General features: G+C 29.0%; 18 protein-coding genes. 15 read left to right on the forward strand and 3 right to left on the reverse strand.

Translation table 11 applies throughout. The features are described from left to right. The first annotated feature begins 42 nt into the window (after window positions 1–42). The 4 genes from JYG23_RS01520 to JYG23_RS01535 are packed head-to-tail and all read left to right on the forward strand — an operon-like array spanning window position 43 to window position 3,893. Complete coding sequence (locus tag JYG23_RS01520) at window positions 43–951, forward strand: bifunctional enoyl-CoA hydratase/phosphate acetyltransferase (RefSeq protein ID WP_207236701.1); 909 nt, start codon at window positions 43–45, stop codon at window positions 949–951. Between the two features lie 7 nt (window positions 952–958). Beyond that, window positions 959–2,026, forward strand: a complete 1,068-nt coding sequence (gene buk / locus JYG23_RS01525; protein WP_207237915.1) for a butyrate kinase — start codon at window positions 959–961, stop codon at window positions 2,024–2,026. Window positions 2,027–2,083: 57 nt separating this feature from the next. Beyond that, entirely contained in the window at window positions 2,084–3,427 is a 1,344-nt protein-coding gene (locus JYG23_RS01530; RefSeq protein WP_207236702.1) for a GHKL domain-containing protein, read from the forward strand. Window positions 3,428–3,461: 34 nt separating this feature from the next. After that, window positions 3,462–3,893: an Lrp/AsnC family transcriptional regulator gene (locus tag JYG23_RS01535; protein WP_207236703.1), complete on the forward strand. Its 432-nt coding sequence runs from the start codon at window positions 3,462–3,464 to the stop codon at window positions 3,891–3,893. A 47-nt stretch (window positions 3,894–3,940) separates the two neighbouring features. Here the strand turns inward: JYG23_RS01535 and JYG23_RS01540 are convergent, their stop codons facing one another. Next, the gene (locus JYG23_RS01540) at window positions 3,941–5,167 is read right to left on the reverse strand and encodes a DHHW family protein (RefSeq protein WP_207236704.1); all 1,227 of its coding nucleotides are present in this window, start codon (window positions 5,165–5,167) and stop codon (window positions 3,941–3,943) included. Window positions 5,168–5,178: 11 nt separating this feature from the next. Beyond that, window positions 5,179–6,603 carry an MBOAT family protein gene (locus tag JYG23_RS01545; RefSeq protein WP_207236705.1) on the reverse strand — a complete coding sequence of 475 codons (1,425 nt, stop codon included), beginning with the start codon at window positions 6,601–6,603 and terminating at the stop codon, window positions 5,179–5,181. 156 nt (window positions 6,604–6,759) lie between these two features. Here JYG23_RS01545 and JYG23_RS01550 point away from each other — a divergent pair, with 156 nt between their 5' ends. Next, window positions 6,760–7,071 (forward strand): DUF1540 domain-containing protein, encoded by a 312-nt coding sequence (locus tag JYG23_RS01550; RefSeq protein ID WP_207236706.1) that lies wholly within the window; start codon window positions 6,760–6,762, stop codon window positions 7,069–7,071. 10 nt (window positions 7,072–7,081) lie between these two features. Here the strand turns inward: JYG23_RS01550 and JYG23_RS01555 are convergent, their stop codons facing one another. Then, entirely contained in the window at window positions 7,082–7,513 is a 432-nt protein-coding gene (locus JYG23_RS01555) for a DUF3842 family protein (RefSeq protein WP_207236707.1), read from the reverse strand. A gap of 198 nt (window positions 7,514–7,711) precedes the next feature. On the opposite strand from JYG23_RS01555, the gene JYG23_RS01560 reads away from it, so the two are divergent. The 10 genes from JYG23_RS01560 (at window position 7,712) to JYG23_RS01605 (ending at window position 19,854) form a co-directional block, all read left to right on the forward strand. Beyond that, window positions 7,712–9,346 carry a SulP family inorganic anion transporter gene (locus tag JYG23_RS01560; RefSeq protein WP_207237916.1) on the forward strand — a complete coding sequence of 545 codons (1,635 nt, stop codon included), beginning with the start codon at window positions 7,712–7,714 and terminating at the stop codon, window positions 9,344–9,346. Window positions 9,347–9,515: 169 nt separating this feature from the next. After that, window positions 9,516–10,052: an ECF transporter S component gene (locus JYG23_RS01565; RefSeq protein ID WP_207236708.1), complete on the forward strand. Its 537-nt coding sequence runs from the start codon at window positions 9,516–9,518 to the stop codon at window positions 10,050–10,052. 129 nt (window positions 10,053–10,181) lie between these two features. Next, window positions 10,182–11,981 (forward strand): YgiQ family radical SAM protein, encoded by a 1,800-nt coding sequence (locus JYG23_RS01570; RefSeq protein WP_207236709.1) that lies wholly within the window; start codon window positions 10,182–10,184, stop codon window positions 11,979–11,981. A gap of 90 nt (window positions 11,982–12,071) precedes the next feature. Next, window positions 12,072–13,349: a CapA family protein gene (locus JYG23_RS01575; RefSeq protein WP_207236710.1), complete on the forward strand. Its 1,278-nt coding sequence runs from the start codon at window positions 12,072–12,074 to the stop codon at window positions 13,347–13,349. Window positions 13,350–13,370: 21 nt separating this feature from the next. After that, the gene (gene cdaA / locus JYG23_RS01580; protein ID WP_207236711.1) at window positions 13,371–14,198 is read left to right on the forward strand and encodes a diadenylate cyclase CdaA; all 828 of its coding nucleotides are present in this window, start codon (window positions 13,371–13,373) and stop codon (window positions 14,196–14,198) included. Beyond that, window positions 14,182–15,519, forward strand: coding sequence for a YbbR-like domain-containing protein (locus JYG23_RS01585; protein WP_207236712.1), 1,338 nt, complete (start codon window positions 14,182–14,184; stop codon window positions 15,517–15,519). The genes cdaA and JYG23_RS01585 overlap by 17 nt, the downstream gene beginning before the upstream one ends. Window positions 15,520–15,542: 23 nt before the next feature. Beyond that, a complete protein-coding gene (locus tag JYG23_RS01590) occupies window positions 15,543–16,958 on the forward strand; it encodes a sigma-54-dependent Fis family transcriptional regulator (RefSeq protein WP_207236713.1) in 1,416 nt (471 codons plus the stop codon). Window positions 16,959–17,112: 154 nt separating this feature from the next. Then, on the forward strand, window positions 17,113–18,009 hold the full coding sequence (locus JYG23_RS01595; protein WP_207236714.1) for a phosphate butyryltransferase: 897 nt from the start codon (window positions 17,113–17,115) through the stop codon (window positions 18,007–18,009). 56 nt (window positions 18,010–18,065) lie between these two features. Further along, complete coding sequence (gene buk, locus JYG23_RS01600; protein WP_207236715.1) at window positions 18,066–19,139, forward strand: butyrate kinase; 1,074 nt, start codon at window positions 18,066–18,068, stop codon at window positions 19,137–19,139. A 40-nt stretch (window positions 19,140–19,179) separates the two neighbouring features. Beyond that, on the forward strand, window positions 19,180–19,854 hold the full coding sequence (locus tag JYG23_RS01605; protein WP_242631610.1) for an ATP-binding protein: 675 nt from the start codon (window positions 19,180–19,182) through the stop codon (window positions 19,852–19,854). The last annotated feature ends 62 nt before the right edge of the window (window positions 19,855–19,916 follow it).

A 19,916-nucleotide genomic window follows, 5' to 3' on the forward strand; every position in this document is an offset into this window, starting at 1 on the left:
AATATAAATATAATTAAATCATTAAATTAAGAGGTGTTATAAATGAGATTGAAGGATTTACAGAGTTTATTACATAATGATAAAAAGATGAGATTGGCAGTAGTTGCTGCAGAAGAGGAAAATGTTTTAATTGCAGTGGATGATGCGTTCAAAAATGGTGTTTCAGTACCAATATTGATAGGAAATGAAAAAGCTATTAAAGAAATTGCAAAAAAAGCAGATATTAATATTGATTCTTATCAAATAATAAATGCTAATAGTTTAGAAGAGTCAGCTGAAATTGCTGTTAAAATGGTTAAACAAGGACAAGCGGATTTTCTAATAAAGGGGTTAATAGATACTTCTATTTTAGTTAAGCAGGTATTAAACAAAGAGTATGGATTAAGAACAGGAAAGACACTTAGTCATGTTATGGTTTATGACGTACCTCAATACCATAAGCTATTATTTTTAACAGATGGTGGTATAATGACATATCCGGACTTAGACAAAAAGAAAAATATATTAGAAAATGCTGTTGAAGTATTAGGTTCACTTAAATATGACGAAATAAAAGTAGCTTGCTTAGCTGCAAAAGAAAAGCTTAATCCTAAGATGCCTCCAACAGTTGATGGAGATGCATTGAAAAAAATGTACTTAGATGGTGAATTTGAAAAGGGTGTAATAGTTGAAGGACCAATTTCTTTTGACCTAGCAATTTCTAAAGAGGCGGCTAGCATCAAAAAGTATAATAGTCCAGTTGCTGGTGATGCAGACGTTTTATTAGTACCTAATATTGAAATGGGTAATGGGATTGGTAAAACTATGACATACTTTGGAAATGCTATAAGTGCAGGTGTTATAATGGGTGCAAGTGCACCAGTTGTTCTTGTATCAAGAGCGGATTCTTATGAATCTAAATATTATTCAATATTATTAGGTGCTTTAGTAGCACAAAAAAACAAAGAATAGGGAGCAAATTATGTACAAAATATTGTCAATTAACCCTGGTTCTACATCTACAAAGATTGCAATTTATGAAGATGAACATGAATTATTTGTTGAAAGTATCTTACATACTGATGAAGAACTTAGTAAATTTCATAGAGTTCAGGATCAATTTGAATTCAGAAAAAGTGCTGTGTTAAATTTTCTTAAGCAAAATAAATTTGATGTTGGAGAGTTATCAGCTATAGTTGGAAGAGGTGGACTTTTACCACCGGTTAAATCAGGGGCATATAAGGTAAATGAACTAATGGTTGATAGACTTATGAATAGACCTATTTTAGAGCATGCTTCAAATTTAGCAGCACTTATTGCTTATGAGTTATCTAATGAATTGCATATTAATGCATATATTTACGATTCTATTGCTGTAGATGAGCTTATGGATATTGCAAAGCATACAGGATTATATGAAGTAGATAGAGTTAGTTTGACTCATGCTTTAAACATGAGAGCTGCTGCAATGAAGGTTTCAAAAAAACTTGATAAAAAATATGTTGATTGCAATTTTGTTGTTGCACATTTGGGTGGAGGAATTTCGTTATCAGCACATCATCAAGGTAAAATGATTGATATAGTATCGGATGATGAAGGTCCATTTTCACCAGAACGTTCAGGAAGAGTCGCTGTCAAGGACTTATTTAAATATGTAACTTCAGGGAAATATACTAAAGATGAATTGAAGAAAAAGCTTAGAGGAAACGCTGGACTTAAAGGTCATTTAGAAACTGTGGATGCTAGAGAAGTTGAAAAAAGAATACATGATGGAGATGAAAAAGCCAAATTAATATATGAAACTATGGCTTATCAAATAGCAAAATCAATAGGAGAACTATCTGTTACACTATATGGTAATGTAGATAGAATTATATTGACTGGTGGTATTGCTTATTCTAAAATGTTAACTGATTTAGTTATTAAAAGAGTTAATTTTATTGCACCGGTAGAAGTTATTCCAGGAGAAAATGAAATGGAATCTCTAACACTTGGAGCACTAAGGGTACTAAGGGGCGAAGAAAAAGCAAGAGATTACTTCGAATAGATTTATATAGCAGATTATTATTCTAGCCTACTAAAATTTTTGGGGGGAGAAATTGAGATGTTAATGATTATTCTAAAAATTATAGATTATTTAATATATTCAATTTCGTCAGTTTTAATAATTGCTATCTTTGGTAAAGAGACAAAATTATTTAAAAAGAAGTTTATAGTGTTATCATTACTAACGTTTGTCATTGCTATATTATTGTTTGACAATGTAAATGATTTAAAAAAATTATGTATAGTTTTTTTAATTTTATTATTTGATGCTTTTATTATGTGTAGTAAAAAAATTTGGCAAAATTTAATTATAACAATTTTTACTGTTATAATATTTTGTATAGCAAGTTGTTCTGCTTCATACGTAACTCAGTATTTATTGAAAATAGAATTAAGTTCAATTGATAAAAGTTATGTTAATTATCTTATATATATTGTATTTTATTATGCTACAGTATTTGCAGTTACTAGTATTTTAGGAATTAAAAATATAACAGGAATTGTAAATAGAAAGATAAGTACAAAAACGCATATTTTGTTAGTTATAATGATTGTTTTACAGTTACTAAGAGTATGCACGGAATATATAATAAGTATTACTTTAGCTTCTATACCAAATCTTACCATAATACCACTTTTGTTTTACATTTTTTCATTGATATCAATTGTTCTTTTTTGTTATTGTATCAATTCAATAATAAACAAGGAAAATATTATAGAGCTTAATATTAAAAATAATGAAAAGCTAAAAACCTATAATGAAGTTTTAGAATATACTCTTGAAAATCAAAGAAAAATTGCACATGAGCATGGTAATAATTTAGCTGTTTTATCAGGCTACTTGGAAAACAAAAATTATGATAAGGCAAAAGATTATGTAACAAAAATCATTGGTCAATCATGTAATAAAGAAAATAGTGCTATAAATAATATTATAGAAAGTGGTTTAAAGGCATTAATATTATACAAAATTGCAATATTTGAGAAAAAGGGCATAGAATATGAAGTCGTAATTGATGAAAGTATTGCAGATTTAATAATTCCGTCAGAAGACATGTGTAGTATAGTAGGCATATTCTTAGATAATGCATTAGAAGCATCTATTGAATCAGATGAACCATATATTTCAATATCATTTATTAAAAATGATAATATGTTGATAGTTACGATTATGAATTCAATTAAAAGCTCCTTGATAGAAAAATCAAAAATATTCAACAAAGGTTATTCAACTAAAGGAGAAGGTAGAGGTTTTGGATTAAATATTGTCAAAGATATTGTTAACAGATATGATGAATTAGAACTTATTACAACTGTGAGAGAAAATTTATTATTTATTCAAGAACTTAAAGTAAACAAAAAAATAAATTTAAGTAAACAATCAGTAAACTCATTAGATTAAAATAAAAAAATATATATTCAAAGGATAAAAAATTATGGACAATTTAGACAGACAAATAATTAACATATTATTAAGAAATGGTAGAATAACTCATGAAGAAATTTCAAAAAAATTGAATATGTCTAGACCTGCTATTCATCAACGTATTTCAAAGTTGGAACAACAGGGTATCATTGAGGGGTATAGAACTAAGGTAGATTGGAGTAAGCTTGGTTATCATATTAGTGCATACATATCTATTAAGGTTAAAACTAACGATTTCAATAAATTGATGGATGAAATAGTCAACATCAAACTAGATAATTTTATAATTGAGGAGTGTCATAGAGTTACTGGAAGTTGGTGTTTAATTTCAAAGATTAGGACACTTACTCCAGATTATATTACTAAATTTCATGATTTGTTATTAAAAAATGAGAGTATCACTGATACTTCAACCGTTTTATTATTGTCATCTATTGAATAAAATAGCTAACATTAGTTAGCTATTTTATTTTTTAATTATTATAAATTTTATTTAATATCAAACATATTATAACTAGAAATACTTCCACTACCATAAAGCATAATTACAATGTCATAATCGCCATTTTCAATATATTCTTTAACAGATTCGTTTTTTACAAGTCTTAAATCAACCATTGTTACTTTTTTGCAGCTAAGTGATAAAAATGAAGCTACGGGTAAGGCATATGAGTCCTTTATAAGTAATATTTTATAGTCATTTTTCGCATTGATATTTTCTATTGTTTCAAAGCTATTGTCTTGACTAAAATATGTACCATATCTATTAGTTTCGATTGGTTCATTAATATCAGATAACGTTTTGTCAATTATTGAATCATTGAACTTCCCTTCTTTAACTAAGTTGTTTTGGTAGCCTAAAGAAATTTTAAAATAGGTATCAAATTTAGGTGTTATATATGTATAATCATCAATGCCCGAGTAAATTCGACCCATCCTTTTACCTAATGATCCCAAAAAGCTTTCTTTTAGTATGTGTGTGTCATAATTATCAATATTTGTGAAATATCTGTCCTTATCTAATTTAATCTTTAATTTATAATCTAAATAATCTACAATTTCCGTATAGGCCCAAAATGCAGTTTCAGTTTTCCAATGGTGGTCTGTTTTAAAAAACAATTCTTCTTTATTTAATTCACCTGTATCCAAAGTGTTTAAATTCAAATAGTTAATATTATTGCTTTTTAGTTCATTAAAAAATACATTAACATTTGTATTTGATTTACTATAAATATCTAAACCATTTTTGAATTCTGTATATCCCTCTATATTTTTAGATAAAGCACTAACAAAGACAAATGGTATATCTAAAGATTGAAGATAATTATTAAAGTTTATTAACTGTTGAGCATTTTTTTTAGTATCCACTAAATAACCTGCAAAATGTAGGAAATTATTATTGTCTTTTAAAACATAGCCTACACTTGAATCACTTATTAGTCTTTTGTTAAGCAGAAGTTGAGTAGCACCATAAGCTTCTATAAATACTTTCCGACCTGATAAATTACTGTTATATGCTTTATTTGTATTGTCTCTAAATATTTCAAATTTTGATGTTAGCTTATCTAAAATGCTTAAATCATTAGTCTCATCTAGTGGTAGTAATGTTTGTGTTGCAATTGGCCTAATATTGTTTATGATTGTTTTTGAACCAAATACAAAAGAAATTAATAAAAATATTATTGTTATAATTATGTATTTCAATTTATTTAACATATTATTCTCCATTAAAAATTAAAATATATAAAAGGATTGTATGTACCTTTTACAATATAACTCAAGCTAATTATATATAATAATAAAAATGACACAGTGTAAACCAAATTAAAGAAAAAGTTGTTATTCAGATTTTTAGCTGTAATTTGGTTTTTAATTAATCTAGTTATAGGAAATGAACCTATAATTGCAATAATAAAAAATGTTATTGAACCCTCAAATACCGAAGGTAAAAAATTATCTGTAATCAAGTTATTATTTAATCCAAGCATTGCCTTGATGTATATAAAAGCAGAGTTTATGTCATTGCTTCTAAATAATACCCATCCTAGCATTACGGCAACAAATGTATATAACCATTTAATATATTTTATATTTTTAAATTTGTTTTCAAAATCAAATAATTTTTCAATAGATAAAAGTATAAAATAATAGAGTCCCCATATGATAAATGTCCAATTTGCGCCATGCCAAATTCCTGTCAAAATCCATACTGTAAATAGGTTGAAAATAAGTCTTGATTTATGACTTACTCTACTTCCACCAAGTGGTATGTAAACATAATCTTTAAACCACGTTCCTAATGATATATGCCACCTTCTCCAAAATTCAGATATTGATCTTGAAATATATGGATAGTTAAAGTTTTCATTAAAATTAAATCCAAACATTTTTCCAAGCCCGATTGCCATATCTGAATACCCGGAAAAATCATAATATATTTGAAATGTATAAGATAAAGCACCTAACCATGCCATAGCAACGGACATTGATGATAAATTTGAATTAAATGCTTTATCGGCAAATATGGCAAAGGTATTTGCAAGTAATACTTTTTTGCACATACCTACTATAAATCTACAAACACCATCAGAAAAACCTTTGAATGTTTCTTTTCTATTTGAAATTTGCTTTGCAACAGTTTGGTATCTTACGATTGGACCTGCAATTAGCTGTGGAAAAAATGATATGTACAATCCGACATTCAAAGGATTTTTTTGTACTTGTCCATCTTTTCTATATATATCTACAACATATGATATTGCCTGAAAAGTAAAAAATGATATTCCTATTGGAAGAGTAATTGATGGAACATTAATTTCTAAATTAAATATGTTGTTTATATTGTTCATAAAGAACATTAAGTACTTGTAAATAAAAATGATTGATAAATTAAACACTACCATAGTTGTTAGTATTATTTTAGAGAGTATATTATGGTTTCTGTATTCATTAATAAGTAGCCCAAAAATATAATTTGCCAATATTGACAAAAGCATAATGAAAACGAATTTTGGCTCGCCCCAAGCGTAAAACATAAGACTTGAAAATAATAAAAATATATTTCTTGATTTTATGCTTCTTAGGAAAACAAAATAAATAAACAATACACATGGTAAAAAAAGAAAAATAAATATAGAACTAGAAAATAACATTTTGCCTCCATTACAAAATATTTATAACCTATAAATATTACTATAGATTGTTCTTAAAATCAAGCTATTATATATTTTATTAATATAATTACATTTGGAATATTATTGCTATAAATTGGTTAGAATAATATTAATCAATTTCAAAGGAGAATGTTTATGACAAAAATTATATGTGGTGTTACAAACTGTTATTTGAATAAAGATAAATGTTGCTGTGCTAGTAATGTAAATGTATTAGGTCAAAATGCAGTAAATAGAGGCTCAACCTGCTGTAGTACTTTTGGTGAAAAGGTAGATGGATTTTCAAATTCAGCTCAAACACCTCAAGATCAATCATATATAGCTTGCAATGCAACAAATTGTATTCATAATGAAAATAATAAATGTACATCCCAAACTATCCAAATACATGGCAATAGTTCAGCTAATAGCAAAGAGACATTTTGTACAACTTTTCACTGTAAATAAATAAGGGTGCTTATATAGCACTCTTATTTATTTTTTCTTTAATAAGCTCAATAGAGTCATTTATTAATTGCTGTAAAGATAAATCGGAAACTCCAGCAATATAAGCATTACATTTATGAGATGGAATTAAAATTTTCATAGCATCGCTATCACTGATAGCCTCAGCCATTTTAGGGGTTAACTCACCAAGCAAAGAATTAGGCATAATAATGGCTAAAACACCCACTATAATTGGAACTCTATATGCATTGTGTATGATTGCATTTTCTCCAGTTGCACCGTCATCTGCACCTGCCTTTATCATTTGAGTAGTCGCTACAGAATTTGTACCTAGTGCAAGAACTGTTAAATTTGGTATTTCTTTTTTTATACTTTCAACCAATATTTTACCGATCCCACCACCTTTTCCGTCAATTATAGCTATATCATAAATATGTTTCATAATTACTCCTACGACTGTATTTTATTATACAATTATACCATATAAACTAAATAAAGTCATTGAATTGAATTGTTAATATTTTGTTTATTTGGAACTTGACATAATTAATGATGAGGTGTAGAATCTACATTGTTCGAAAGCACACTTTGTGTGCTTTTATATTGCAAAAAAATACATACTAGGAGTATTATCATGAATATGCTTAAAGATTTTTCTACACAATTGCATACAGAATTTAAGGGCTATAATACAAAAAGATTAGGAAAAGATATTTTAGCCGGAATTACTGTAGCAGCAGTTGCTTTGCCATTAGCACTTGCTTTTGGAGTTAGTTCAGGTGCTGATGCTGCCGCAGGACTTATAACAGCAATATTTGCTGGACTTCTAATCGGAGGATTGTCAGGAGGTTCATACCAAATTTCTGGACCAACCGGCGCAATGACAGCCATATTAGTTTCATTGGTAGCACGTTTTGGATTGCAAGGAGTGTTTATAGCATGCTTTTTATCAGGAATATTGTTGTTAATTGCAGGAGTGTTAAAATTAGGAGGATTAGTGTCCTTTATACCATTGCCGGTTATTACAGGTTTTACATCAGGTATAGCAATAATAATAGTTTTAGGACAAATTAATAATCTAACTGGGTTTACTAGTTTTGGATTAACTACTTTATCAAAAATATCTAGTTATTTTACAACACCACAAAATTTAGATATTACATCTTTTTTGATAGGGTTAAGCGTAATTATATTTATGTTTATGTATCCTAAAAAACTAAATCAATTTTGCCCATCTTCATTGATGGCTATAATCTTAGCAACATTAGCAAATGCTATTTTTAAATTTCCAGTTGCTATTGTAGGAGAAATACCAAGAACTGTTTTTTTAGAAAATAGATTGGACCTTTCATCTATTAACTTTGATACTATTTCAATTTTCCTTGTTCCTGCAATAAGTATTGCCGCTTTAGGGTTAATAGAAAGTTTGCTGTGTGGTGCATCAGCGGGTAGAATGAAAAATGAAAAATTAAATTCAGATCAAGAATTAGTAGCACAAGGAATCGGCAATATGATTATACCTTTTTTTGGAGGAGTTCCGGCTACTGCTGCAATAGCACGTACTAGTGTTGCAATCAAATCAGGCGGACAAACTCGTTTAACAAGTATTTTTCATGCTATTGTGCTTTTATTGTCTATGTTTTTATTAGGTCCTATAATGTCAATAATTCCACTTGCATCATTGGCAGGTGTTCTAATTGTTACAGCTTGGAGAATGAATGAGTGGCATGTTATAAAAGATATTTTTTCTAAGAAAATTAAAACTGCAATATTTCAGTTCATTATAACAATGCTTGCAACTGTAGTATTTGATTTAACTATTGCAATACTTATCGGTGTATTATTCTCTATAGTTATGTTTGTAGTAAAAGTATCGAATATGCAAATTTGTGTTAGAAATATTGAAAAAGATAAACTTGATGATAGAATTACATATATTGATAAATTTGAAAAAACTGCTGTTATTTATGTTACAGGTCCATTGTATTTTGGAACAGCAAAATCTCTTGAAGAAAAATTACCATCCAAGACATCTAAAAGTATATTAATTTTTTCAATGAGAGGAGTAACAATGGCAGATATTTCAGGAGTTCAAGCATTAAGTGAAATGTGTGAAAAACTTGGAAAAGATGATACTGAAATATTATTTACTTGTGTTCAACCAGAAGTTAAGAAAATGTTTGAGCGTTGTGGCATGAAAGAAAAAACAGGAGAAAATTCATTTTTCTTCAGCACAAATTTAGCATTAGAATATTTAAGTAAAGAAAATTGCTAATATTTTCAAAGACAATAAAGCAACTAAATATAATAACTTTATTGTCTTGATTTTTATTGTTAGTTAAACTATAATATCAATAGACTTATTTCATTGAAATGATTTAAGATAAATACCTAGAAGGTTATTTTGTATCTGAAGATGCGCAACAAAATTTGGAGGAAATTAGATGCAAAATAAAAATAGTTTAAAAGATTTAATATTAACTGGCTTGTTTATAGCTATTGGACTTACACTTCCAATAGTTTTTCATTACTTTGGAGGGCTTGGTGCAATTTTTTTACCAATGCATATACCGGTTTTACTTTGCGGTTTCATATGCGGATGGAAATATGGATTAATCTGTGGTATTATTACCCCATTATTATCTAGTGTATTGACAGGTATGCCACCAATATTTCCTATTGGAGCAAGTATGAGTTTTGAGTTATTAACTTATGGACTATTGTGTGGTCTGTTATACAAAACATTACATAAAAATATATATGTTTCTTTGATTAGCGCAATGCTTGGTGGAAGAATAGTATCGGGTATAGCAAATACGATTTTTATGGGTGTAGCTGGAAAACCATATGGATTTAGTATTTTTATAACAAGTGCATTTATAAAATCATTACCTGGAATAATTATTCAAATAATTTTAATTCCTTTATTGATTATTGCACTGCAAAAAACAGGTCAATTAAAAACACAAACACAAAGATAAGTATTAAAAAACCGTATCCGAAGATACGGTTTTTTTTAAAGATATTAAGAAAATATTGTAAGATGCCATTTCTTGACTACTTTCAGTATTGAGTTTATAATAATAATATAAAAAATTGAGGAGAAACAAATGAGTTTTTTACCGATAGATAAAAAAGATTTAGAAATAAGAGGATGGGAACAGTGTGATTTTATATTTATTACAGGTGATGCATATGTTGATCATCCTTCGTTTGGAACTGCAATTATCTCTAGAATATTGGAGAGATTTGGATATAAGGTTGGGATTATAGCTCAGCCTGATTGGAATGACTTAGATGAATTTAAACGATTAGGTAAACCAAGACTTGGTTTTTTGATAAATTCAGGTAATATTGACTCAATGGTTAACCATTATACATCTATGAAGAAAAAAAGGAATTCGGATGCATATACACCAGGTGGAGTAGCTGGTAAAAGACCAGATAGAGCAGTAATTGTGTATTCAAATAAGGTGCGTGAAGCATACAAAGATAGTCCAATAATAATTGGTGGAATAGAGGCAAGTCTTAGACGTTTAGCACATTATGATTATTGGACGGACAAAGTTAGAAGGTCAATTCTTCTAGATTCTAGTGCAGATTTACTAGTTTATGGTATGGGAGAAAAACAAATTATCGAAATAGCAGAAAGCTTGGATTCGGGTATTCCAATAGAAGAAATAACATTTATAGACGGAACAGTATATAAAACTAAAGATAAAGATAGAGCGTATGAACCTATAATTTTACCAACTTATGATGATGTTAGTAAATCTAAGCAGGAGTATGCAAATAGTTTTAAGATACAACATGATAATACTGATTCATTAAATGCAAATCCTCTTGTTGAGCAATATGGAAATATATATGTTGTACAAAATACTCCAGCCAAGATACTTTCAATGCAAGAGCTAGATGATGTATACGATGTAGACTATGAAATGACATATCATCCTATATATGAAAAAGATGGTGGAATTCCATCACTTAGTGAAATTAAATTTAGTGTTACAAGTGTTAGAGGATGTTTTGGAGGTTGTTCGTTTTGTGCATTGAATTTTCATCAAGGTAGAACAATACAAGTTAGAAGTCATGATTCAATCATTCAAGAGGTAGAAAAAATGACTCATGATAAAGAATTTAAAGGTTATATACACGATATTGGTGGACCAACTGCTAACTTTAGAATACCATCATGTCAAAAACAATTAGAACATGGGGTTTGTAAGCATAAACAATGTTTGTCTCCTGTTAAATGCCAAAATTTACAGGTTGATCATAGTGACTATGTTTCATTGTTAAGAAAAGTTAGAAAGCTTCCAAATATTAAGAAGGTTTTTGTGCGTTCAGGTGTTAGATATGACTATGTTATGTATGATAAAAGTGATGAGTTCATAAAAGAATTGGCAGAACATCATGTAAGTGGACAGCTTAGAACAGCTCCTGAACATGTGTCCAATAATGTTTTGAAACTTATGGGTAAACCAAATATTGAAATATACGATAAATTTGTAGATAAGTTCAATAAGGTAAGTAAAAATCTTGGTAAAAACCAATATATAGTTCCTTATTTGATATCATCACATCCAGGCAGTACATTGAACGATGCAATTAAATTAGCTGAGTATATCAGAGATATGGGATATACACCTGAACAGGTACAGGATTTTTATCCAACTCCTGGTACATTATCAACTTGTATGTATTATACAGGAATAAATCCTTTAACTGGTAAAGCTGTATATGTACCAAAATCTATTGAAGAAAGAAAAATGCAAAGAGCTTTGATGCAATACAAAAAAAGAGAAAATTATGGATTGGTGTTAAAAGCATTACAAAAGTCGAATAGATATGATTTGATAGGATTTGACAAAAAATGCTTAATCAAGCCACCAAAAACAAAATATTAATTTATTATTAAGTATATGAAAAATATTGCAAAATATATAAAATTAAGTTAGTATTATATTGACAATAAAATTTATAAAAGGGAAAAGAAGATGCGAAAAAAACACACACTATCTTATGGTAGATTATTTCTAGTGATACTAATTATAGGTTTAATTTTAACTGTTAGTATTATGGTAGGAGTAAATTTAAAAGAAAAATTATTTGATAATCAACCTAAAGACAATGCGAACAATGAACAAAATACAGACATTAATGTTGTTGGCGATAACGACAAAGATAGTAACAAAGATAACGATTCAAATGTAGATGAACCAAATAATGTTGAAGACATAAATATCACAATGACAGCAGTTGGAGATATCATGTTTCATCCAAAAGAAATTTGGGGAGGATATGATGAGGAAACAGATACTTTTGATTATAAACCATATTTTCAATATGTAAAGCCAATTCTTGAAAAAGCAGATATTGCAGTTGGTAATTTTGAGGGTACAACCTGTGGCAATGACTTATATAAATATCAAGGATATCCTTTATTCAATGCCCCAAATGAAGCTTTAGATGCTCTTAAAGATGCTGGATTTGATGTGCTTTCAACTATTAACAACCACTCCTTGGATACAAGGAAAACTGGTGTTATTAGGACCATTGAAAGAATGGATGAAAGAGGCATTGTACATGTCGGAACATATAAAGAAAAACCTGAATCAAGAATTTTGATGCAGAATGTAAAGGGTATTAAAATTGCATTTTTAGCTTATACAGAGCTTTTAAATGGTTTAGAAGTAGTAATGACAGATGAAGATTTAGACACAATGATTAATAAAATTGATAAAGAAAAAATCAAACAAGATATTGCAGATGCAAAGAAAAATGAAGCAGATTTGATAGTTATGATTATACACTGGGGAAATGAGTACAATAGAAAACCTAATCAAATGCAACAAGAATTAGCTAAATTTTTATTAGATGAAGGTGTAAATATAATTCTTGGTAGTCATCCTCATGTTATTCAAGATTGTAGCGGGGTAATGCATGAAGGTAAGAAGGCATTTATTGCATATTCGACAGGGAATTTTATATCAAATCAAAGAATAGAAGAAGAGCTTGTTTCTCAAACAGAAGATGGTATCATAATTAATTTTAATATTAAAAAGGATGGAAAAACTGGAGAAACTACTTTAGAGACAGTTGAATATACGCCAACATGGGTATATAGAGAAAAACTAGCAGGTAATAAGTATACTTATAGAATACTACCAGTTATGGATTTTATAGAAAGTGATGAATTTTCTGAAAATTCAATAAAAAGAATGAAAAGGTCTTTAGAAGATACAATGTCAAAATTAGATACTAATTTTAATTAATAATTATAGAGGTGCCATATTATGAACCAAATTAAGTTAATTTTTTCAAATATGTCTATTGTAAGTTTAATTGATATAGTAGTAGTTTATTTTCTTATTTATCAAGGCTATGTACTTATAAAAAACATGAGAGCTAAACAACTTGTAAAGGGTATTGTTTTAATTTTAGTGATTACTCAACTTGCATCGTTATTTAAATTCTATACGTTAAGTTGGATTTTGGAGAATACTGTTCAAGTAGGCTTTATAGCATTAATTATTTTGTTTCAGCCTGAACTTAGAAGAGCTCTAGAATTTATTGGACGTTCGTCGATGTTTTCAATAAATACATTAGATAAAGATACTGCAACTTCAGAAAAAGTAATTAAAGAGATTTGTTCAGCTGTATCATCTCTTGCAAGGCAAAAGATAGGAGCTTTAATTATATTCGAGCAAAAAACTGGATTAAATGAAATTGTTGATACTGGTACATCTCTAGACTCAGCTATTTCAAGTGGATTGTTGATTAATATATTTATACCGAACACACCACTTCATGATGGTGCGGTTGTTGTTAGAAACTATAGATTAGCAGCTGCAGGATGTTTTTTACCTCTAACAGATAATAACACATTGAGTAAAGATATTGGTACAAGACACAGAGCAGCACTTGGAATTACTGAAAGATCAGATGCTATTGCAGTAATAGTATCAGAAGAAACAGGTTATATTTCATATGCTGTTGATGGTAGACTTTATAGAAATATTCAGGTCGATGAGTTAGAAAGAATATTATCTAGCGTATATTTTGAAGAAGAAAAACCAAAATTATTTGAAAAGTGGAGATATAAAAATGAAGGTAAAAAATGATAAATGGATCGTCAGAATACTATGTGCATTAGGTGCAATAACTCTTTGGGTATTAGTAATGATGAAAGTTAATCCTTTATGGAAAAATGACTTCAATAATATAAAAGTTAACATTAACGATCTAAGTTCATTAGAAAACCAAGGTTATGTTTTAATGAATGAAAAAAGTGATTTTAAGGTTGATGTAAAGATATCTGGGCTTAAAAACAACCTATTGAAATTTAATTCAAGGGATATTATAGCTACAATTGACTTGAATGATATTAGAGGTATAGATAAAGAAGGGATACATCATTTGCCAGTTAAAATTCAAGATATTGAGAATTTTGAAATAACAAGTTATAGCCCAATATATATAACTTGTAACGTGGAGAAAAGAATAACTAAATCAGTTGGTATTGAGGTAAAATATGAGGGTTCACAAGTTGCTGGATACTATGTAGGAAACGGAGTTTCAAATCCTGATTCTGTATTGGTTACGGGACCTAGAAGTGTTGTGGATTCTGCAAAAAGCGCTATTGCTGTAGTTAATGTAGAAGGAGAAAGCGAAATTTTAAGTAGGAGTGAGCCTGTTAGAATTGTAGATGAAAAAGGAAATGAATTGTCTGAAGTCTCAGTTAAACCGATAACTGTTGATATTGCGTTGCCTATATATCCGACTAAAGAAGTACCAATTGTGGTTGATTTTGTAGGAGAGCCACAAGAAGGGTATAGAGTGACTAATTTAAAAACTGAACTTGGTACAGTTACTATTGCTGCTCCTAAAGGGCTTTTAGAAACTATTAACGAGGTAAAAACGGAACCTGTAGATATATCAGGAGCAAATGTTGATATAGTTGTAGATAAGAATTTAATTACTGATGGAAAAATAAAAATCACTGATGGTAATCATAAAACTAAAGTAACTGCAACTATCGAAAGAATAATTGAAAAAGATTTTGAATTTACATTTGATGATATTGAATTATTAAATTTGGATGAAAATTATATTGTTACACCTATATTTGAAAATGAGGATAATCAAGAAGATAGTAATAATGGTGAGTCAACAGATACTGATGAGGTAGATAATACCAATTTACAAACCCCTAAAATAAAGATAAAAGTTAAGGATATAGCAACAACTATTGCAAAAATAAGTAAGTCAAATATTAAACTATCTTTAGATTTAAAAGATATTACACCAGGTGTATATGAGTTAGAATTAATTATTGATGTAGACCCTAAAGCGGAGACTGTTGCTAGTAATTATCAAGTAATTAAATTAAATGTTGAAATAAAAAGTACAGAAGATGACTCTAGTGAGGATGGACAAGAATAAATATTTTATTAAAGGAAAACTATATGAGTAAAAATATAAAAAAGGTCTTGAACTTAGTAGATAATCATTTAAGTAATTTGGAAGAATACCAAAGTTTGCTAGAAGCTATTTTTTCGAGTACACAAGATGCTATAAGTGTTGTTAACCATCTCGGTGAGCATATAATGATCAATCCTGCCTATACAAAAATAACAGGTATTAAAGCTGAAGATATTTTAGGAACTAATGCATATTTTGATGTAGGTGAGGGAGAAAGTGTTCATATGAAGGTTTTAAGAACTAGTACACCTGTAACTGGAGTTACTATTAAGTTAAGACCTTCTGGTAAAATTGTTATAGCACAAGCTGCACCGATTATTGTTGATAATAAATTGATTGGAAGCGTAGCTGGTTTAAAGGATGTAACTGAAATCAATAAATTGACAAATAAACTTCAAGATGCAAAGAAAAAAATCAGAGAATTATCTGCTAAATATACATTTGATGATATAATTGGAGAAAATAGCTTGTTTGTTGAAAGTAAATTAGAAGCTAAAAAAGCAGCAAAGGTTCCTGTAACAGTGCTATTAAGAGGTGAAAGTGGTACAGGCAAAGAATTATTTGCTCATGCTATACATGCTAAAAGTACAAGAAAAAATAATCAGTTTATTAGAGTGAATTGTGCAGCTCTAAATGAGTCTTTACTTGAAAGTGAACTATTTGGCTATGTAGAAGGAGCATTTACTGGAGCTAAAAAAGGTGGTAAAAAAGGATTATTTGAAGAAGCCAACAAGGGTACTATATTTCTAGATGAAATATCAGAAATAAATTTCAATACTCAAGTAAAATTATTGAGAGTATTACAGGAAAAGGAAATAACGAGGGTAGGTAGTACTAAAAGTATGCCTGTAGATGTAAGAGTTATTGCTGCTACAAACATTAATCTTGAAAAAGCTGTTAGACAAGGAAAGTTTAGAGAAGACTTATATTATAGAATTAATATATTTCCGATCAATATTCCATCTCTAAAATATAGAAAAGATGATATACCATTGTTAGTAGATGAATTCATAAAAAAATTTAATTATGAATATGGTAGAAACATAAAAGGTATTGAAGATGCAGCAATAAAGGTTTTATTTAGCTATGATTGGCCAGGAAACGTAAGAGAATTGGAAAATTACATAGGTAGAAGCATAATTACTATGAATTTTAATGAACAAATTATAAAAAAGGTTAATCTTCCACATAAAGATTTTGTTTTAGGCAAAGCAATAGCTATTAATGATCCTATAATTGGTAATATAGAATTATTAGAAAATATAACATCAAAAGCCGAAGAAGAGTATATTATAAAAGCTTTAAATTCTTTAAATAGCAATAAAACGGAGACAGCTAAAAAACTAGGAATATCGCTTAGAAGTCTTTATTATAAGCTTGATAAATATAATATTTTATAAGCAATATTGTGCAATAAATTGCATTATGCAAAATATTGCTTGCAAAATATTGCAATTAAACAAAAAATGAATTCTATAGCCATTGAAATTGTAAAATATCTTTAACAAAATAAATGGCATAAAATTTGCATAAATAATAATATGAGGTGATATAATGAAAAATTTTAATGATGTTTTAATGAAAGCAAAAGATAGAAATGTTTGTATTGCTGTGGCAGCAGCTCATGATAAGGAAGTCTTATCAGCTATAAAAATGGCAATTGATAATAAATTGATTGTTCCAATTCTAGTTGGTAACAAAGTTCAAATACAGGAGTATTCTAAAGAAATTAATCTTGATTTAACTAATATAGAAATTATTGATGAAACTGATATAAAAAAATGTTCAGAAATAGCTGTTAAACTTGTTCATGAAAAAAAAGCAAAAATATTAATGAAAGGTTTAGTAGATACGTCTATAATTTTAAAAGAGGTACTAAACAAAGAGTATGGTTTAAGAACTGATAGCTTGTTAAGTCATGCAGCTATATTTCAAACAGAAAAATACCACAAACTTTTATTTATTACTGATGCAGCAATGAATTTAGCACCAAATGCTAATGATAAGAAAAAAATAATTGACAATGTTGTTAAATTAGTTCATTCATTATCAATTAGTAACCCAAAAGTTGCTGTAGTATGTGCAAAAGAAAAGGTTAACCCTAAAATGATAGCAACTGTTGATGCACAAGAGTTGGTTGAGAGAAATAGAGCTGGAGAGATAAAAGGTTGTGTAGTTGGAGGACCTTTTGCACTTGATAATGCAATATCAAAAGAGGCAGCAACACATAAAGGTATTACTGATCCAGTAGCAGGTGATGCAGATATACTTCTAATGCCTGATATAGAAGCAGGTAACATATTGTACAAGTCACTTGCATTTTTATCAAATACAAAAAATGCGGGTATATTATTAGGTGCTGCTGCGCCAATAGTATTAACATCTAGAGCCGATACAGATGAAGCAAAATTAAATTCAATTGCATTGGCAGTAATGTATACTAGTTTATAATTAAATATAATTATATTTAACAATATAAGGCAAAATAAATTTAATTGAGGTGTAAAATGCAAAAATTAAGACAGTTAATTATTAACCCTGGTTCAACTTCTACAAAAATAGCTGTTTTTGAAGATGAAAAGGTGTTATTTGAAAAAACATTAAGACATACAACTGAGGAACTTGTTGGTTTTGAACGTGTTTCAGACCAATATGAGTTTAGAATGAACATTATTTTAGATGCACTTAAGGAAAATGGTATAGAATTATCTTCACTATCAGCAATTGTTGGTCGAGGCGGATTGTTAAAACCAATTGAGGGTGGAACATATAATATCAATGATTTAATGTATGAAGATTTGAAAGTTGGAGTATCTGGAGAACATGCATCAAACTTAGGTGGTATGATTGCTTATTCTATTGCTAATGCTCAAAACATTCCTTCATTCATAGTAGACCCAGTTGTTGTTGATGAATTTGATGACATTGCAAGAATTAGTGGACATCCTTTATTTGATAGAAAAAGTATTTTCCATGCATTGAATCAAAAAGCAGTTGCAAGACGTGCAGCAAGTGAATTAAGCAAAAAATACGAAGAATTAAACTTAATAGTAGTACATCTAGGGGGCGGAGTTTCAGTTGGAGCTCATAAGATGGGTAGAGTTGTTGATGTAAACAATGCATTAGATGGTGATGGTCCATTTTCACCTGAAAGATCAGGTTCTCTTCCAATTGGTGCAGTAGTGAAAGCATGTTTTAGCGGAAAATATACTCAACAAGAAATAGCAAAAATGATTAAAGGCAATGGTGGGCTTAATGCTTATCTAAATACTAATGATGCTAAGAGTGTAAGCGAAATGGCAGAGTCAGGAGACAAAAAAGCTAAACTTGTATATGATGCAATGGCTTACCAAGTAGCTAAATCAATTGGAGAATGTGCAGTAGTATTAGATGGCAATGTAGATGGAATAGTTATAACTGGTGGAATTGCATATTCAAAACCATTTGTTGAATATATTTCAAATAAAGTGAAATTTATTTCTAAGATATTTGTTTATCCTGGCGAGGATGAATTATTAGCTTTGGCACAAGGTGGTATAAGAGTTCTTAGAGGTGAAGAAAAGGCTAAAGTGTATAAATAAATTCTTTGCAACGTATTGATTGATGAAAGGGGAAATTAACTTGACAAATAGTAGATTAACAATAGTAACAGGTCATTATGGTAGTGGAAAGACTGAATTTTGTGTAAACTTAGCCAAAAAACTAAAAGAAACTAATGAAAAAGTTAGTATTGCAGATTTGGACATAGTAAATACTTATTTTAGAACAAGAGATAAGAAGGAATTCTTGGAGGGTTATGGAGTGCATGTTTGTGAGAGTAGTATTAAAAGCACAGCACTTGATTTACCGGCAATCTCTGCTGAAGTAATGGGTATTATACAAAATGAAAAAATAACTTCTGTACTTGATATTGGTGGTGACCCAGTTGGAGCAAGGGTTTTAGCAAGGTTTACTCCATTGATTCAGAAACATCAATATGATTTGTTGTTTGTAATAAATGCAAATAGACCAGAGACACAAACATTAGAAGATACGTTGAACTACCTTAGAGCAATTGAGATAACATCAAACTTAAAAGTAACTGGTATAGTAAACAGTACACATTTATTGAAAGATACAACTGTAGAAGATGTTATTAGAGGACATAAACTTTCAAAAGAGTTGTCAAAGGCTACCAATATTCCAATAAAATATGATGTGGCAATTGAATCAGTTGCTAACCGAGTAGAAGACGAAGAAATTAAAAAAACAATATTCCCTATAAAAATGTACATGAGGGAAGATTGGATGAGTTAATTTATTTAATTTAGTATATTTATAACATATATATATGTACAAGCATATTTATAAATGTTTAC

The sequence above is a fragment of the Sedimentibacter sp. zth1 genome (assembly GCF_017352195.1).
Taxonomy (GTDB): Bacteria; Bacillota; Clostridia; order Tissierellales; family Sedimentibacteraceae; genus UBA1535.

What these genes read in the sequence shown, in the direction of transcription:
- JYG23_RS01520 (WP_207236701.1), top strand. Translation starts at nt 43, where the DNA reads ATGAGATTGAAGGATTTACAGAGTTTATTACATAATGATAAAAAGATG.
- JYG23_RS01530 (WP_207236702.1), top strand. Translation starts at nt 2,084, where the DNA reads ATGTTAATGATTATTCTAAAAATTATAGATTATTTAATATATTCAATT.
- JYG23_RS01535 (WP_207236703.1), top strand. Translation starts at nt 3,462, where the DNA reads ATGGACAATTTAGACAGACAAATAATTAACATATTATTAAGAAATGGT.
- JYG23_RS01540 (WP_207236704.1), bottom strand. Translation starts at nt 5,167, where the DNA reads ATGTTAAATAAATTGAAATACATAATTATAACAATAATATTTTTATTA.
- JYG23_RS01545 (WP_207236705.1), bottom strand. Translation starts at nt 6,603, where the DNA reads ATGTTATTTTCTAGTTCTATATTTATTTTTCTTTTTTTACCATGTGTA.
- JYG23_RS01550 (WP_207236706.1), top strand. Translation starts at nt 6,760, where the DNA reads ATGACAAAAATTATATGTGGTGTTACAAACTGTTATTTGAATAAAGAT.
- JYG23_RS01555 (WP_207236707.1), bottom strand. Translation starts at nt 7,513, where the DNA reads ATGAAACATATTTATGATATAGCTATAATTGACGGAAAAGGTGGTGGG.
- JYG23_RS01560 (WP_207237916.1), top strand. Translation starts at nt 7,712, where the DNA reads ATGCTTAAAGATTTTTCTACACAATTGCATACAGAATTTAAGGGCTAT.
- JYG23_RS01565 (WP_207236708.1), top strand. Translation starts at nt 9,516, where the DNA reads ATGCAAAATAAAAATAGTTTAAAAGATTTAATATTAACTGGCTTGTTT.
- JYG23_RS01570 (WP_207236709.1), top strand. Translation starts at nt 10,182, where the DNA reads ATGAGTTTTTTACCGATAGATAAAAAAGATTTAGAAATAAGAGGATGG.
- JYG23_RS01575 (WP_207236710.1), top strand. Translation starts at nt 12,072, where the DNA reads ATGCGAAAAAAACACACACTATCTTATGGTAGATTATTTCTAGTGATA.
- cdaA (WP_207236711.1), top strand. Translation starts at nt 13,371, where the DNA reads ATGAACCAAATTAAGTTAATTTTTTCAAATATGTCTATTGTAAGTTTA.
- JYG23_RS01585 (WP_207236712.1), top strand. Translation starts at nt 14,182, where the DNA reads ATGAAGGTAAAAAATGATAAATGGATCGTCAGAATACTATGTGCATTA.
- JYG23_RS01590 (WP_207236713.1), top strand. Translation starts at nt 15,543, where the DNA reads ATGAGTAAAAATATAAAAAAGGTCTTGAACTTAGTAGATAATCATTTA.
- JYG23_RS01595 (WP_207236714.1), top strand. Translation starts at nt 17,113, where the DNA reads ATGAAAAATTTTAATGATGTTTTAATGAAAGCAAAAGATAGAAATGTT.
- buk (WP_207236715.1), top strand. Translation starts at nt 18,066, where the DNA reads ATGCAAAAATTAAGACAGTTAATTATTAACCCTGGTTCAACTTCTACA.